This window comes from Micromonospora sp. NPDC049107, from assembly GCF_040648595.1.
GTDB lineage: Bacteria > Actinomycetota > Actinomycetes > Mycobacteriales > Micromonosporaceae > Micromonospora.
Genome location: NZ_JBEZEC010000004.1, coordinates 257,331 through 271,810 on the forward strand (window position 1 = coordinate 257,331; position 14,480 = coordinate 271,810).

Consider the following 14,480-nt stretch of genomic DNA (forward strand, 5'->3'; position numbering starts at 1 on the left):
GTCAGCGGCCCCCCGGGTCGGCGATGGCGGCCCGCATGATCTGGCCACCGATCCGGGCCGCCTCTGCGCTGCCACCGCTGCCGGCCTGCTCCAGTACGACACACACGGCCGAGACCGGGTTGCCGTTCTTGTCCAGGGCGAAGCCGATGAACCAGCCGTGGTCGGGGCGGTCCGGCGCCGACTGCGCCGTACCGGTCTTGCCGCCAACCGTGTAACCGCTGATCGCCGCCTTCTGGCCGGTGCCCTTCTGCACCACGCTGACCATCATGTCGCGCAGGTCGGAGGCGACCTGCGGCTCGACGGGCTGGCGCAGCTCCCGTGCCTTCGCGGTGTAGTAGCTGGTGGTCCGGTCCGGGGCGAGGAGCTGCCGGACCAGGTACGGCCGCATCTGGCTGCCGCCGTTGGCGACCGCCCCGGCGATCATCGCGCCCTGCAACGGGGTCATCCGGACGTTGTTCTGACCGATCGAGGACTGGGCCAGCGCGGCCGGGTCGGTGCTGCCGTCCGGGTTCTGCATGTCGCCGGTCCGGCTGGCCGCCGTCCGCAGGCCGCCCTCGCCGAGCTGGCCGACGGTGAGGTCCTCCTGCTCGAAGCCGAACTGACGGGCCTTCTCCTTGACCTTGTCCGCGCCGAGCCGCACGCCGAGCTGCGCGAAGCCCGTGTTGCAGGATTCGGTGACCGCCTCCTGGAGGGTGACCTGCGGCTCGGGGCAGATCGACGCTGCGGCGTTACGGATCGGGCTGCCCGAGGTGGGCGGTGTGTAGCTGGACCCGGCCGGGATCGGGGTCGACTTGGTGACGCCGTTCTCCAACGCCGCCGCGGCAACCACGATCTTGAAGGTGGAGCCCGGGGGCAGCGTCTCGGAGAGGGCGCGGTTCTTCAGCGGACCGTCCGGGTTCTGCTCCAGCTTGTTGATCTCCGCAGCCGCCGCGGTCGTGTCGTGGCTGACGAGCGGGTTCGGGTCGAAGCTGGGCATCGACACCAGGGCCTGCACCGCGCCGGTGCGCGGGTCGATGGCGATCGCCGCGCCCCTCTTCGTCTCCACCTGGTTGTTGCGCATCTGGTCGTACGCCACGTCCTGCGCCCGCTTCGAGAGCGTGAGCAGCACGTTGCCGCCGGCGGTCTCGTCGCCGGTGAACATGTCCTTGAACCGGTCGCCGATCAACTGGTCGCTGGTGCCGGCCAGGAAGTCGTTCTCCAACTGCTCGATGCCGGTGTCGGCCAGGTTGACCGGCTTGTAGCCGAGCACATGGGCGTACTTGGCGCCGCCCGGATAGGTGCGCTGGAACTTCAGCTTGCCAGTGGTCTCCTTGCTGGTGGCCAACGCGGTGCCGCCGGCCTCGATGTTGCCGCGCTTGCGCTTGTAGTCGGCGACCTGGACCCGACCGTTGTAGTCACTGGTGCGGTACTCGTCGGCCTTGTACGCCTGAATCCAGTTCAGGTTCGCGAAGAGCAGACCGAACAGGACCATGACGACGACACCGACACGACGCAGGGGTGCGTTCACGGCTTGATCACCTCCGTGGGAGCACCGTGCAACTGCTCGGGCGGACCACCCGCCGGTCGGGCCGCCTTGCCGGCGCCACCGGTAACCGGCCGCCGGGCCCCGTCGGAGACCCGCAGCAGGACCGCGATGAGCAGCCAGTTCGCCATCAACGACGAGCCACCGGCGGACAGGAACGGCGTGGTCTGGCCGGTCAGCGGGATCAGCTTGCTGATGCCGCCGACGATCACGAAGACCTGGAGGCCCAGGGTGAAGGCGAGACCGCCGGCGAGCAGCTTGCCGAACGAGTCACGGACCGCCAGCGCGGCGCGCAGACCCCGCTCCACGATCAGCAGGTAGACCACCAGCAGCGCGGAGAGACCGAAGAGGCCGATCTCCTCACCGATGCCGGCGAAGATGAAGTCGTTCTGCACCTCGGGCAGGATGTCCGGCTGACCGCCGCCCGGTCCCGCGCCGAAGAGCCCGCCCGTGCCGAGGGCGAGCAGGCCCTGGACGAGCTGATAGCCCTTGTCGGTCGGGTCGGCGAACGGGTCCAGCCAGATCTCGGCGCGTACGTAGAAGTTGGCGAACGGCCCGCCGACCGTCGAACCGAGGACGTACGCGAGGTAGGCCCCGCCGAAGAAGAGGAGTAGACCGATCAGCAGCCAACTGACCCGTTCGGTGGCGATGTAGAGGGTCACCACGAACATGCCGAAGTACAGCAAGGAGGTGCCGAGGTCCTTCTCGAAGACCAGCACCAGGAGGCTGATCAACCAGACCACGACCACCGGACCGAGGTCCCGACCGCGCGGGAAGTCGATACCGAGGAACCGCCGGCTCGCCAGCGAGAGCACCTCGCGTTTGCGCACCAGGTAGTACGCGAAGAAGACCAGCAGCGCCAGCTTGGCGAACTCACCCGGCTGGATCGAGAACCCGCCGAGGCGGATCCACAGCTTGGCGCCGTTGATCTCGGACATGCTGCGCGGCAGCACCGCCGGGAGCATCACCAGCACGATGCCGGCGAGTCCCAGGGTGTACGCGTACCGGGACACCGAACGGTGGTCGCGCATGATCGCGAGCAGGCCCGCGGCGAGGATCACCGAGGCGAGCGTCCAGGCGAGCTGCCGGCCGCCGATGCCGGCGAACGTGGCCAGGTCCTCCCGGTCCACCGGCGCGGCCTCACCCAGGTCGATCCGGCGCAGGAAGCCCACGCCGAGACCGTTGAGCAGGGCCACCGCCGGCAGCAGAGCCGGATCGGCGAACGGGGCGAGGAACCGGATGACCAGGTGCAGGCCGAGGAAGACCGCCCCGAGCGCGGCGGCGGGCATCCAGAAGTCCGGAGTGACCGTGTCCAGGAGGTTCGCCTCGACGGTCGCCATGTACGCGGCCACCAGCACCATGGCCAGCAGCAACAGGGACAGCTCGGCGTTGCGCCGGGACCGGGCCAGGCGTACGCCGGACTCCCCGCCCGTGGTGGCGGGCGAGGATGCCGGTGTGGCCGCTACGGTCACGGGTGGAGTCCTTGGGATCTCAGTCGACGCTCACTCAGGAGACCGGCAGCCGGCCGGGTCGAGCGCCGGCGGTGCCGAGTCGGAGGGCGTGGCGTCGGGTGCGGTGGTCGGATCGGTCCCGCCGGCGGTGGCCGCCGTGGTCGGGCTCGCGCTGAGGACCCCGTTCACCGACGCGCTGGGGCTGGTGGCCGGCGTCGGGGACGTCGCGGGCGGGGTCGGGGATGGAGTGGGCGTCGGCGAGCCGGTCACCGCGCCCGTATCGGGCAGGCAGAGCGGCTTCAGGTTCGGGTTGGTCGGCGTGTCGCTGGTCAGCTCCGCGAGCTGCCGCTCGGCGTCCGGCTCGCTCTTGGCGCGGATGCCCACCTTGACCGTGTCCTGGGCGGCGACGGTGAGGTCGTCCAACCGGGTGCCGCTGGTGCGGTGCACGGTGGACAGGTCCATCCCGGCGATCTGCCCCTGGATGCCGCGGAAGACGGCGACCTGGCCCTCGTCGGTGGCGCCCACGTAGTACTGGCGCTGGGTGTACGTCCAGCCGGCGAAGAGTCCGCCGCCGAGGATCACCAGGAGGGCCACGGCCATGGCGGTGGCGCGTACCGGCCGGCGCTTGCGCGGTTCCGGCTCGTCGTCCGCGGCGGCGGGCTCCTCGGGCGCGGCGGGGCGCGGCGCGGAGAGCGCCGAGGCCCGGGCGGCCGGGGTCGAGTCGTCGGCGGAGGTGGCCATGCCCCGGTCCCGGGCGGCGGCACCGCCGACGATCGGGGTCGCCTCGACGATGTCGTGATCGGTGGCATCGGCGATGATCACCGTGATGTTGTCCGGGCCGCCGCCGCGCAGCGCGAGCTGCACCAGCCGCTCGACGCACTGCTGCGGGTCGGTGTACTCGCGCAGGGTCTCGCCGATGGTCTCGGCGCTCACCACCCCGGAGAGGCCGTCGCTGCAGATCAGGTAGCGGTCACCGGGGAGCACCTGGCGCACCGAGTACTCCGGGTCGATGTCCCGGCCGTCCAGCGCGCGGGTCAGCAGCGACCGCTGTGGGTGGCTGCTGGCCTCCTCGGCGCTGATCCGGCCCTCGTCGACGAGCATCTGGACGTACGTGTCGTCCTTGGTGATCTGCGCGAACTCACCGTTGCGCAGCAGATAGGCCCGCGAGTCACCGATGTGGACCATCCCCAGCTTGCTGCCGGAGAAGAGGGTCGCCGTCAGTGTGGTGCCCATCCCCTCCAACTGCGGGTTGGCGTCCACCGTGTCGCGGAGCTGTTGGTTGGCGGTGCCCACGGCCGAACGCAGCGCGTCGACGAGGGCGTCCCCGGGGACATCCTCGTCGAGCGGCGCCATGGCACCGATGACGATGTTGCTGGCGACGTCACCGGCGGCCATGCCGCCCATGCCGTCGGCAACGGCGAGTAGCCGCGGCCCGGCGTAGACGGAGTCTTGATTGCCGTCACGGATCAGACCGCGGTCGCTGTGGGCCGCATAGCGCAGGGTCAGAGTCATGGCCGTAATTCGAGGGAAGTGCGGCCGATCCGGATCGGCACGCCGAGGGGTACGGGGGTTGGTCCGGTGACCTTAGCGCGATCCAGGTACGTGCCGTTAGTCGAGCCGAGATCCTCGACGAACCACTGACCCTCGCGCGGTAGGAGTCTCGCGTGCCGCGCGGAGGCGTAGTCGTCGGTGATGACCAGGGTGGAGTCCTCGGCCCGACCGATGGTGATCTGCGCTTCACCGAGGGTGATGCGGGTGCCGGCCAACTGACCGGCGGTGACCACCAGCTGGTGGGCCGCCCTACCCCGCTTCGCCTTCGCCGGTTTGGCCGCCTGCCCCGTCGAGGCGCCAACCGCGCGCGGTGCCGCCACCAGGCGACCGGATCGGGCTCCCGCGAAGAGATCTCGGCGGATCACGCCGACCACCGTGAACACGAAGATCCACAGCAGGATCAGGAACCCGAACCGGGCAACGGTGATGACCAGTGCCGGCAAGGCGGCTCAGCCGTCCACGCGGAAGGTCAGCGTCGTGGTGCCGAGCTGGACCATGTCACCCGGGTTCAGCGCGACGGCGGAGACCCGCTGCCCGTTGACCATGGTGCCGTTGGTGGAACCCAGATCGGTCAGCACAACCTGGCCGCCGTCGAAATCCAGTCGGGCGTGTCGCCGGGAGATACCGACGTCGGGCAGGCGCAGGTTCGCCTGGTCGCCGCGACCGATCACCGTCGACCCCATCTGGAGGGGGTAGGTGCGTCCGTCACCGGAGACCAGCCGCACGTTGCGACCGCCACCGTGCCCAGGCGGCGGGCCGTAGCCGCCACCCTGGTCGTACGCGGGGTAGGCGGGCGGACCGGCGTCGTAGCCGGGCGCCGACACCGGGGCGACCTCGCCGCCGGTGTAGACCTCGGCGGTGACGCGGAACATGCCCGTGTCCAGGCCCTCGCCCCGCTCGATCTCCACGATCACGTCGCCGTAGACCGTCCAGGCCTGCTCGCCGATGAACTCCGCCTGCGACTGGGCCAACTCCTGGGCCAGCGCGGCGGCGTACGGCGCCAGACGACTGTGGTCGAACGGCGAGAGATCGATCACGTAGCGGTTGGGCACCAACGTGCGCCCACCGGCCAGGATCGCCTTGTGCGCCTCGGCCTCCCGCTGCATGGCGTTGAGGATCTCCACGGGGTGGACCACCCCTTTGAAGACCTTGGCGAAAGCCCCTTCGACCAGGCCTTCCAGACGCTTCTCGAAGCGTTGCAGCACGCTCACCGGCTCCTCCTCGGGTCCCGAGGACATGATGGTATCCGGCCGGCGCGCGCGCAGCTCACACGCCGCTCGGCCGTCTGCTCCCGACCCGTTCGGAAGGACCGGGACCACCGTGCTAATCTTTCGTCCGCCACGAACGGTAACCGCTCGTGGCGAGCGTCTGGGACAGCGTAGTATTCCCGGGGCCTGTTGGAGACAGCGGGTTCGGGGCGGCTATAGTGTCCCGGGTCGTGCCACGGGGATGTGGCGGAATGGCAGACGCGCACGGTTCAGGTCCGTGTGCCCGAAAGGGCGTGGGGGTTCAACTCCCCCCATCCCCACCAAAAGGCGAGGGCTCCGCTTGATGCGGGGCCCTTCCGTCATATCGGGGCGTGCCGGGCGTCACGCTATGCTCCGATGGTTTCTGCCTCCGATGGACCAGGAGTGGCGTGTGAGTGTCGCGTTGGTGACCGGGTCGGGCGGTCTGATCGGCTCCGAGGCGGTCCGGCACTTCGCCGGCCTCGGTCTGGACGTCGTCGGCATCGACAACGACATGCGCCGGTACTTCTTCGGAGAGGACGGCTCCACCTCGTGGAGCCTGGAGCGGCTCGGCCGCGACCTCGGTAACTCCTACACCCACTACCCCGTGGACATCCGGGACCGGGACGGCCTGGAGCAGGTGTTCAAGAAGTACGGCTCGGACATCGCCGTGGTGATCCACAGCGCTGCCCAGCCCAGCCACGACTGGGCGGCCAAGGAGCCGTACACGGACTTCGACGTGAACGCCGGTGGCACGCTCAACATGCTGGAGAACACCCGCCAGCACGCGATCGAGGCGGCGTTCATCCACTGCTCGACCAACAAGGTCTACGGCGACCGGCCCAACAGCCTGCCGCTGGTCGAGCTGGAAACCCGGTACGAGCTGCCCGAGGACCACCGCTGGTACGAGGGCATCACCGAGGAGATGTCGATCGACCACTCGTTGCACTCGGTCTTCGGCGCCTCGAAGGTGGCCGCGGACGTGATGGTGCAGGAGTACGGCCGCTACTTCGACATGAGGACCGCCTGTTTCCGGGGCGGCACCCTGACCGGCCCGGCCCACTCGGCCGCCGAGCTGCACGGATTCCTGGCGTACCTGATGCGCTGCGTCATGGAGGGCCGGACGTACAACCTGTTCGGCTACAAGGGCAAGATGGTCCGCGACGCGATCCACTCGCACGACGTGCTGACCGCGTTCGAGGCGTTCTTCCGGGCCCCCCGCTCGGCCGAGGTCTACAACCTCGGTGGCGGCCGGCACTCCAACACCTCCCACATCGAGGCGTTCGCGATCGCCCAGGAGATCACCGGCCGTGAGGCGCGGATCAACTACGTCGAGCAGAACCGCACCGGCGACCACCAGTGGTACGTGAGCAGCATGGCCCGCTTCGAGGCGCAGTACCCGGACTGGAAGATCACGTACGACGTGCCGATGATCCTCCGGGAGATCTACGAGGCGAACGTGGACAAGTGGGTGCCGCAGCCATGACTCCGCAGACCAAGCGCAACGTGCTCGGCGTCCTCGTGGACGCCACCGACTACGCCGCGGCGACCGACGCGGTGGTGACCGCGGCGCACGAGCGGCGGCCCCTGGCGCTGACGGCGTTGGCCGTGCACGGCGTGATGACCGGGGTGCTCGATCCGGCGCACAACGCCCGGTTGAACTCCTTCGACGTGGTCACCCCCGACGGGCAGCCGGTGCGCTGGGCGCTCAACCTGCTGCACGGCGCCGGCCTCACCGACCGGGTCTACGGGCCGACGTTGACGCTGCACGTGCTCTCCCGGTTCGCCGACGAGGGGCTGCCCGTCTACCTGTACGGCTCGACCGAGGAGACGCTGGCGAAGCTGATCCCGGCGTTGGAGCGGATGTTCCCGGCCCTGAAGATCGCCGGGGTGGAGCCGTCGAAGTTCCGCGCGGTCCAGCCGGGCGAGGACGCCGAGATCGCCGACCGGATCCGGTCCAGCGGCGCCCGGCTCGTCCTGGTCGGGCTCGGCTGCCCGCGCCAGGAGGTCTTCACGTACGCCATGCGCCCGCTGCTGGACATGCCGATGATGGCGGTCGGCGCCGCGTTCGACTACCACGCCGGGCTGCTGCGCCAACCTCCGCCGTGGATGCAGCGCGCCGGCCTGGAGTGGTTCTGGCGGCTCGGGCTGGAGCCGAAGCGGCTCTGGCGTCGCTACGTGATCCTCAACCCGGCCTACCTGGCTCGGCTCGCCGGCCAGAAGACCGGCCTGTGGAAGGCCCGCCCGCCGGCCCCGGCGACCGAGCGGCCGGCCACCTTCGCGGTCTAGGACGACACGAGGCCCCACCGGGATCGTCCGGATGGGGCCTCGTCCCTGGGGAACAGGTCAGACGGTCAGGGTCCAGCTGTTGATGTAGCCGGTGTCCGCCGAGTAGGTGTCGCGCACCTGGAGCCGCCAGGTGCCGTCCGCCGCCTCGCCGGAGAGGTTGACCGAGTACGTGGCGTTCACGTTGTCGGCGCTGTCCGAGGTGCTGCTGTTCTTCAGCCGGTACGAGCTGCCGTCCGGGGCGAGCAGGTCGATCACCAGGTCACCGCGGTAGGTGTGCACGATGTTCACCGCCACCGTGGCGGCCGAGGAGGCGTTGCGGCCACAGCCGGAGATGGTGACCGAGCTGGTCACCGCCGCGCCCGCGTCCGGGATCGAGACGTCGGTGCCGTTGGTGCCGGTGCAGCCGGTGGGCGGCGGGGTGGTGCCGCCGCTGCCCACATAGAGCAGCAGGTTCGGTGAGCCCGAGCCGGCATTGCTGACCACGTTCGGGGTGGCGTTGGACACCAACTGGTCGCGTACCTGAGCCGGGGTCCAGCTCGGGTTGGCGCTGGCCACCAGGGCCGCTGCCCCGACCACGTGCGGCGTGGCCATCGAGGTGCCGCTGATCGTGTTGGTCGCGGTGTTGCTGGTGTACCAGGCCGAGGTGATCGACGAGCCGGGCGCGAAGATGTCCAGGCAGGTGCCGATGTTGGAGAACGACGAGCGGGCGTCCGAGCTGGTCGTCGAGCCGACCGTGATCGCCTCCGTGGTCCGCGCCGGCGAGGTGTTGCAGGCGTTCGCGCCGTTGTCGTTGCCGGCCGCGAGGCCGTACGTGACGCCGGAGGCGATCGAGTTGCGGACGGCGGTGTCCAGCGAGCTGTTCGCCCCGCCGCCGAGGCTCATGTTCGCCACGGCCGGCTTGATCGCGTTCTGGGTGACCCAGTCGACGCCGGCGATCACACCTGCGTTGGTGCCGCTGCCGGAGCAGTTCAGCACGCGTACGCCGACCAACTGGACGCCCTTCGCGACCCCGTACGTCGAGCCGCCGACAGTGCCGGCGACGTGCGTGCCGTGCCCGTTGCAGTCGTCGGCCGACCCGCCGTCCACGGCGTCGTAGCCGGAGGTGGCCCGGCCGCCGAAGTCGTTGTGGGAGAAGCGGATGCCGGTGTCGATGATGTAGGCGTGCACGTTGCCCGCCGTGTTCGGGTACGTGTAGGAGCTGTCCAGCGGCAGGTTGCGCTGGTCGATGCGGTCGAGGCCCCAGGACGGCGGGTTGGCCTGCGTTCCGGAGATGGACACGGTGTGGTTCTGCTCGACGTACGCGACAGCCGGGTCGGCGGCGATCCGTGCCGCTGCCGCCGCGCTGACGGTGACCTCGAAGCCCCGCAGTGCGGTGCCGTAGGTGCGGGCGACCTTCCCGCCGTGCCGGCCGGTCAGCCGCTGCGCGGTGTCGCCGACCTGGTGGGGCGCCACGGTGCCGTCCTTGAGGACGACGATGTAGCTGTCGGGCACGGCGGTGGCTCCGCCAGCCTCCCGTACGACGCCCACCGGCTCGGCGGCCAGAGCCGGGGCACCGACGGCCAGCACGGTCGCGGTGGCCACCCCGACCAGTGCGAACCTGCGTGGAAGACCCATCTCCCTACCTCCCTCCGACCGGCGGCGAAGCGCGACCACCGGCACCTTCGATCGACCACTGCCGATCTCGCTGAGAGTAGGTCCGCCGGTGCGACAGATAAACATGTCGAAACGTCCATCACCCGGATGGGATGCCCCTAGGGGCCCGACCTCCGGGGCCAACGGGGGTCCGGCCCCGATTCACCGCACCGAAGAACGGGAAAGACTCTCCGACATGGAGAGTCAGCTCACCATCCTGTTGCCGGTCGCCGCCGTCTGGCTGGCCGCCGGGGTCCTGGCCGACCGACTGCCCCGGCTGCGCGACGCGCGTGCGCTCCGTCGGCGTACCGGATGGTTGCTGGCGCTCGCGCTGGTCGGCCTCGCGCTGATCGCGGCGGTGGCCGTCGGCGGCCTGACGAGCGCCGGGGCCGCGCCGATCGATCGTGCCGGCGCCGGGCTCACCCTCGCCACCGGCCCGGCGCTCGTGGTGGCCGTCTGCTCGATACGGCGAATCCGCCGGCTGCGGGCCGGGGCCGGAGCGTTCGACAGCGCACCCGGCACACCCGCCCCGCACGGGCTGCGGGCCGCCGCGGCCCACCCGCTCGTCGGCGTGCCGTTGCAGGTCACCGCCCTGGCGACACTTCCGGCGGTGATCGCGGCGGCCGGCACGGACCTCGGCGCCGAGCCCGGGATCACCGGCCCGGCGATCACCGTCGGCGCACTGGCGGTGGCGGCCATCGGGGTCCGGCACGCGCTGCGACACAGCCGGCTCATCGAGCGGGCGCAGCCCACCGCCGCCGCCACGCGGTCAGCGCGAGCGGCCGATCCCCTGCACGTATAGAAGCTCCAGGATCGCCCGGGTCGCCTCGAACCAGCGGTCCAGCCAGCCGGGCGGCGGCACGCTGCCCTTCGGCGGCAGCTCCAGCAGCAGGCCCCGCAGCAGCGGGTGGTCCGCGAGCGAACCGGTGGGCTCCATCGGCCAGCCGGTCGGCGGGAACGACGGTTCGACCAGCGGGTTCGGGTCCAGCGACGGCAGTGAGAGCGGCGCGTCCCCGGCGTCCGGGGCCGACACGTCCCGCCCGTTCAACTCCTGGTCGGTCGAGACCACCTCGGTCAGTACGGTGTCCCGACGCGCCCCGCGGTACTTGCCACCGAACCGCTCCGGCTTGCCCGGACCGTTGGTGAGGTTCTCTGAACCGATCGTCATCCGTCTCGCCTACCTCGCTCGGTTGCGGTCGGTACGGCGGGGGCCATCGACCAACGCCGTACCGACGGGTTCAACGAGGCGGGCCCGCTGTGGCGACGGGAATCCCGGCGGAACCTCGCCGTGCCGGCCGCGAGGAGCGCGGACACGGAACGTCCCCGCCCGGTCGAGGACCGGACGGGGACGTTCATCGACCACTCGGTCAGGCCGAGCCCAACACACCACCCCTGGCTCCGGCAACGAAGGCACGCCAGTCGCCGGGAGCGAAGACCAGGGCCGGACCGGCCTTGTCCTTCGAATCCCGGACGCCGACCGCACCGGTCACGTACGCCACTTCCACGCAGTTGTCGCAGTTGGGCCCACTCTTCGAGCTCTTGAACCACGTCGCCTGCGTCAGGTCCACGGGGAACCTCTTGGTCGCCATTTCGGCTCCTCTGCCAGTTTTGCGATGTGTGCGACGGACTCCTCCGGACGAATGGCCGCAGCGCGGATGTGATCGAAGATGAAGCTGTACTTCTGCAGTTCGTCGCTTTTCTCGAGGAAAAGCCCACCCGTGGCGTTCTCCGCGTACACAACATCCGGATCACCGGGCTCAGGGAAGCTGAGGATCGTGAAGGTGCCGTCCATGCCGGCGTGCGCACCCACCTCGAAGGGGAGGATCTGGAGCGTCACGTTCGGCAACTCGGCCACCTCGACCAACCGCCTGAGTTGGCCGCGCATCACCTCGTCCCCGCCCACCGGCCGACTTACCACCGCCTCATCGAGCACCACCCACAGATCGACCGGATCGTCCTGGGTCAACAACGACTGACGGCCCAGACGGACACGCACCCTTTGATGTACCTGATCGGCCGTGAAGTCCGGACGGGCGGCGCGGATCATCGCCCCGGCGTACTCCTCGGTCTCCAACAGGCCGGGGACGACCTGCTGTTCGTACGCCCGGATGGAGCTGGCTGCCGCCTCCAGGCCGACGTACGCCCCGACCAGCACCGTGCTGTACGGGTGCCACCAGCCCTTCTGCCGCGCCTCGCGGGCGATCTGCACGAGCTCGTCGCTCTCGGCGCCCACGACGCCGTAGATCCGCAGCATGTCCCGCACGTCGCGCGGGGTGGCCGTGGTGTGGCCCGTCTCGATGCGGGAGACCTTGGACGCCGAGCACTCCAACTGCTCGGCCACCACCTCTATGGTGATCCCGGCCGACTCCCGCTGCCGGCGCAACTCCGCGCCGAGCCGTCGCCGTCGGATCGTCGGGCTGCGCCGTTCACTCATCGCGCGGCCTCGACACTTCTGTTTCTTGCCGCTGGTTGCTCGACCCCACTCTCGGGCTACCTCCGGTCGCCGCGCCACTGGTTGTCGCCTGCCGGGGGCGCGACCGTCGCCCGGCGAGCGTTCGCGACGAGGGATGGTGCCGGTCATCGGCCGGCCGCGACGGGCGAAACCGGCCCTCAGTGTGCCGCCCACACGCGGATCGCTTCAAGCGCCGCTTTGCGTGGCGAACTCACGTATCGGCAAAATTCGACGTGCAACTTGCATGAAGCACGTCGCTGATGCACTCTGTCCGTATGGCTCGGATCACTCAGCGTTCCGGTCCGCTCTCCGGGAGTGGTGAACCCACCGACCCCGGGCAGCCGGACCGAACGCAGGCCCGGCCAGCGACACCCGGACCTGCGCCGGGGTAATGACCCCACCGCTGCAAGCCAGCTGACTGCGGCGGTGGGCGCGGTTCCCGGCAGCAGTCAGGTGATGGTCGGGTGGCGGCACGCCACCAGCGGGTACGGCCCGACCACCACCAGCACCAGACGGTCCACGAGGCGCGATCCCGCAACCGGGCCGAGACATCCCAGACCAGTCACCGCCGGCATGCCGCCGGCTTACCCTCCCCAGGAGCCCATGTGCTTCCCCGCTCCGGTGACGTTCTGCACGTGACTCGCGCGGCGAGTGTCCAGTTCCTCAGGCCGATCATGTTCCGGGTGATCCGGGTGCTCGACTTGCCGACCTACGACGGTTGGCTCTGGCTCGACGGCTACGAGCTCAACGCCGCCGGCGACGCCGTCAACCGCCGGTCGATCTTCGTACAGCGGGAAGGGCTGCAACAGGTGCAGGCCGCGCCGGTGCCCCGCCCGCACACCGTACGGACCCGGCGACCGGTTACCCGTACGCCGGTCAGAGTCGGCTGACCAGCGCGATCCGCCGCGGGTAGGCGTGCCGTCGCCATAGAATCGGTACGCCCACCCCGGCACCGTTCCACCCGCACGTCCAGGACCCTGAGCCTGGGATGGTCATGGTCAATCAGCCCGCCGTGCGGCGGCACCACCGCTGGAGTATCACCTACGCTCTCGGACTGCTCGCCCTCCTCGGGGCCCTGACCACCGTCGTGGTCCTGGTCCACGATCCGGCGTCGTCGTCCACCCGGCTGGCCGTTCCGGTACCGGCGCCGGAGATCACCGTGGCCGGCTCCGAGCCTCCCGAGGACGAGTACGGCTGGATCGGCGCCGACACCCCCGACGGGTACGCCGGGGCGGCGGCCGACGCGACCGGCCCGGCCACCGGTTCCGGCGCCGGCGGTCAGGCCGACGGTCAGCAGGCACTCGCCGAGACGACGTCGGGCGGCCACCACGGCACCGACGTACGCCGGTCGCTCTTCTGGTCCGGGATCTTCGGCCTCACCATCTCGCTCGCCGGCCTCGGCCTCGTCGGCACCCGCCGCCGTAGGTGGTGAGAACCGGTCACGGCGTGGCCGTCGCCGTCGGGCTCGGGCTGGTCGAGCTGCCGCCCGGCGACGGCCGGGCCTGGGAGATCACCACCAGCACCTCCTGGTCGGTCGGCACCAGGGTGCCGGCCTCCGGATCGGTCCGCACCACCGTGCCCGGCGGCAGCTCGGACGGGCGGTACACCACCCGGTAGCTCAGGCCCAGTCGCTCCAGCAGTCCTTCGGCGGTGGACTGCCCGAGGCCGGTCAGCGGCGGCACCGGTAGCTGCGCCCCCTCGGTGGTGGCCGCCGGGCTGCTCGGCGTCGCGCTGGTGGGCGCCGCCGACGTCGGGGCGCTGCTGGTCGGCGCGGCGGTGACGCTGGTCGGCGGGACGGACGGCGTGGCCGGGTCGTCGGGGTCGTCCTCCCGCGCGCTCAACACCACCCACAGGGCCGCGCCGAGAAGGGCGGCGAACAACAACGCGAGTACGCCCCAGAGGATCGGCAGCCACCACCGACGGCCGCCCTGCTCCTCCACGTACCAGTCCGCGGACGGCTCGGCCGGTCGAGGTGCCCGTACCTCGGCCCGCCCCGACCACGACGGTGGCGTCGACCGCTCGGCCGGCATCCGCGCCGTCCGATCCGCCGAAGACGCAGACGCGGCCCGGTCGATGGGCATCGTCTCGTCCGGCGACGCACCACCGCCGGACGCGGCCCGGTCGATAGGCATCGTCTCGTCGGTCGACGCGGGCGGTTGCGGGCGGTCGCCGCCGATGGGCGGCAGAGGGCGCGTGCGGTCGTCGTCCGGTGTCCCGGCGGGGGGCTCCTGGCGGTCGTCGCTCATCGCACGTCCCTTCCCGAACCGGGCGGGCGCCCTGGCCCTCGACGTCAACCTAACCGCCCAGGTCGACATCGGCCGGTATCGGTGGCACGAACCGCGTGCCGCCGGCGGGTC

15 protein-coding genes and 1 tRNA gene are annotated in these 14,480 nt (G+C 70.7%); 6 read left to right on the forward strand and 10 right to left on the reverse strand.

Translation table 11 applies throughout. The features are described 5' to 3' along the window. Position 1: 1 nt before the first annotated feature. The 5 genes from AB0B55_RS12345 to AB0B55_RS12365 are packed head-to-tail and all read right to left on the reverse strand — an operon-like array spanning position 2 to position 5,762. On the reverse strand, positions 2-1,507 hold the full coding sequence (locus AB0B55_RS12345) for a penicillin-binding transpeptidase domain-containing protein (RefSeq protein WP_357171712.1): 1,506 nt from the start codon (positions 1,505-1,507) through the stop codon (positions 2-4). Beyond that, on the reverse strand, positions 1,504-2,994 hold the full coding sequence (locus tag AB0B55_RS12350; RefSeq protein WP_355048515.1) for an FtsW/RodA/SpoVE family cell cycle protein: 1,491 nt from the start codon (positions 2,992-2,994) through the stop codon (positions 1,504-1,506). The genes AB0B55_RS12345 and AB0B55_RS12350 overlap by 4 nt, the downstream gene beginning before the upstream one ends. A gap of 30 nt (positions 2,995-3,024) precedes the next feature. Continuing rightward, a complete protein-coding gene (locus AB0B55_RS12355; RefSeq protein WP_357129436.1) occupies positions 3,025-4,485 on the reverse strand; it encodes a PP2C family serine/threonine-protein phosphatase in 1,461 nt (486 codons plus the stop codon). Next, the gene (locus AB0B55_RS12360; protein ID WP_355048517.1) at positions 4,482-4,967 is read right to left on the reverse strand and encodes an FHA domain-containing protein; all 486 of its coding nucleotides are present in this window, start codon (positions 4,965-4,967) and stop codon (positions 4,482-4,484) included. Before AB0B55_RS12360 ends, AB0B55_RS12355 begins: the two co-directional genes overlap by 4 nt. Before the next feature lie 6 nt (positions 4,968-4,973). After that, entirely contained in the window at positions 4,974-5,762 is a 789-nt protein-coding gene (locus tag AB0B55_RS12365; protein ID WP_007454122.1) for a DUF3662 and FHA domain-containing protein, read from the reverse strand. Between the two features lie 207 nt (positions 5,763-5,969). On the opposite strand from AB0B55_RS12365, the gene AB0B55_RS12370 reads away from it, so the two are divergent. The 3 genes from AB0B55_RS12370 (at position 5,970) to AB0B55_RS12380 (ending at position 8,039) form a co-directional block, all read left to right on the forward strand. Beyond that, a tRNA-Leu gene (locus tag AB0B55_RS12370) sits at positions 5,970-6,055 on the forward strand. A gap of 65 nt (positions 6,056-6,120) precedes the next feature. Continuing rightward, positions 6,121-7,236, forward strand: coding sequence for an NAD-dependent epimerase/dehydratase family protein (locus AB0B55_RS12375; protein ID WP_357129432.1), 1,116 nt, complete (start codon positions 6,121-6,123; stop codon positions 7,234-7,236). Continuing rightward, a complete protein-coding gene (locus AB0B55_RS12380; RefSeq protein ID WP_357171714.1) occupies positions 7,233-8,039 on the forward strand; it encodes a WecB/TagA/CpsF family glycosyltransferase in 807 nt (268 codons plus the stop codon). Before AB0B55_RS12375 ends, AB0B55_RS12380 begins: the two co-directional genes overlap by 4 nt. 57 nt (positions 8,040-8,096) lie before the next feature. On the opposite strand, the gene AB0B55_RS12385 is transcribed toward AB0B55_RS12380, so the two are convergent. Beyond that, positions 8,097-9,653: a S8 family serine peptidase gene (locus tag AB0B55_RS12385; RefSeq protein ID WP_357171715.1), complete on the reverse strand. Its 1,557-nt coding sequence runs from the start codon at positions 9,651-9,653 to the stop codon at positions 8,097-8,099. Between the two features lie 214 nt (positions 9,654-9,867). On the opposite strand from AB0B55_RS12385, the gene AB0B55_RS12390 reads away from it, so the two are divergent. Further along, entirely contained in the window at positions 9,868-10,473 is a 606-nt protein-coding gene (locus AB0B55_RS12390; protein WP_357171717.1) for a hypothetical protein, read from the forward strand. On the opposite strand, the gene AB0B55_RS12395 is transcribed toward AB0B55_RS12390, so the two are convergent. From AB0B55_RS12395 to AB0B55_RS12405, 3 genes are all read right to left on the reverse strand, one after another. Further along, a complete protein-coding gene (locus AB0B55_RS12395) occupies positions 10,441-10,839 on the reverse strand; it encodes a hypothetical protein (RefSeq protein WP_357129423.1) in 399 nt (132 codons plus the stop codon). The genes AB0B55_RS12390 and AB0B55_RS12395 overlap by 33 nt on opposite strands. Before the next feature lie 199 nt (positions 10,840-11,038). Further along, positions 11,039-11,260, reverse strand: a complete 222-nt coding sequence (locus AB0B55_RS12400; protein ID WP_355048523.1) for a DUF397 domain-containing protein — start codon at positions 11,258-11,260, stop codon at positions 11,039-11,041. Beyond that, positions 11,230-12,105, reverse strand: a complete 876-nt coding sequence (locus AB0B55_RS12405; RefSeq protein ID WP_234584497.1) for a helix-turn-helix transcriptional regulator — start codon at positions 12,103-12,105, stop codon at positions 11,230-11,232. The genes AB0B55_RS12400 and AB0B55_RS12405 overlap by 31 nt, the downstream gene beginning before the upstream one ends. Before the next feature lie 623 nt (positions 12,106-12,728). Here AB0B55_RS12405 and AB0B55_RS12410 point away from each other — a divergent pair. Both AB0B55_RS12410 and AB0B55_RS12415 read left to right on the forward strand, forming a co-directional pair. Beyond that, the gene (locus AB0B55_RS12410; protein ID WP_357171718.1) at positions 12,729-13,013 is read left to right on the forward strand and encodes a hypothetical protein; all 285 of its coding nucleotides are present in this window, start codon (positions 12,729-12,731) and stop codon (positions 13,011-13,013) included. 98 nt (positions 13,014-13,111) lie between these two features. After that, complete coding sequence (locus AB0B55_RS12415) at positions 13,112-13,555, forward strand: hypothetical protein (protein WP_357171719.1); 444 nt, start codon at positions 13,112-13,114, stop codon at positions 13,553-13,555. Between the two features lie 7 nt (positions 13,556-13,562). Here the strand turns inward: AB0B55_RS12415 and AB0B55_RS12420 are convergent, their stop codons facing one another. Then, on the reverse strand, positions 13,563-14,369 hold the full coding sequence (locus tag AB0B55_RS12420) for a PASTA domain-containing protein (RefSeq protein WP_357171721.1): 807 nt from the start codon (positions 14,367-14,369) through the stop codon (positions 13,563-13,565). Between the last annotated feature and the right edge of the window lie 111 nt (positions 14,370-14,480).

What these genes read in the sequence shown, in the direction of transcription:
- AB0B55_RS12385 (WP_357171715.1), bottom strand. Translation starts at nt 9,653, where the DNA reads ATGGGTCTTCCACGCAGGTTCGCACTGGTCGGGGTGGCCACCGCGACC.
- AB0B55_RS12400 (WP_355048523.1), bottom strand. Translation starts at nt 11,260, where the DNA reads ATGGCGACCAAGAGGTTCCCCGTGGACCTGACGCAGGCGACGTGGTTC.
- AB0B55_RS12390 (WP_357171717.1), top strand. Translation starts at nt 9,868, where the DNA reads ATGGAGAGTCAGCTCACCATCCTGTTGCCGGTCGCCGCCGTCTGGCTG.
- AB0B55_RS12355 (WP_357129436.1), bottom strand. Translation starts at nt 4,485, where the DNA reads ATGACTCTGACCCTGCGCTATGCGGCCCACAGCGACCGCGGTCTGATC.
- AB0B55_RS12415 (WP_357171719.1), top strand. Translation starts at nt 13,112, where the DNA reads ATGGTCATGGTCAATCAGCCCGCCGTGCGGCGGCACCACCGCTGGAGT.
- AB0B55_RS12375 (WP_357129432.1), top strand. Translation starts at nt 6,121, where the DNA reads ATGCTCCGATGGTTTCTGCCTCCGATGGACCAGGAGTGGCGTGTGAGT.
- AB0B55_RS12380 (WP_357171714.1), top strand. Translation starts at nt 7,233, where the DNA reads ATGACTCCGCAGACCAAGCGCAACGTGCTCGGCGTCCTCGTGGACGCC.
- AB0B55_RS12420 (WP_357171721.1), bottom strand. Translation starts at nt 14,369, where the DNA reads ATGAGCGACGACCGCCAGGAGCCCCCCGCCGGGACACCGGACGACGAC.
- AB0B55_RS12405 (WP_234584497.1), bottom strand. Translation starts at nt 12,105, where the DNA reads ATGAGTGAACGGCGCAGCCCGACGATCCGACGGCGACGGCTCGGCGCG.
- AB0B55_RS12395 (WP_357129423.1), bottom strand. Translation starts at nt 10,839, where the DNA reads ATGACGATCGGTTCAGAGAACCTCACCAACGGTCCGGGCAAGCCGGAG.
- AB0B55_RS12365 (WP_007454122.1), bottom strand. Translation starts at nt 5,762, where the DNA reads ATGTCCTCGGGACCCGAGGAGGAGCCGGTGAGCGTGCTGCAACGCTTC.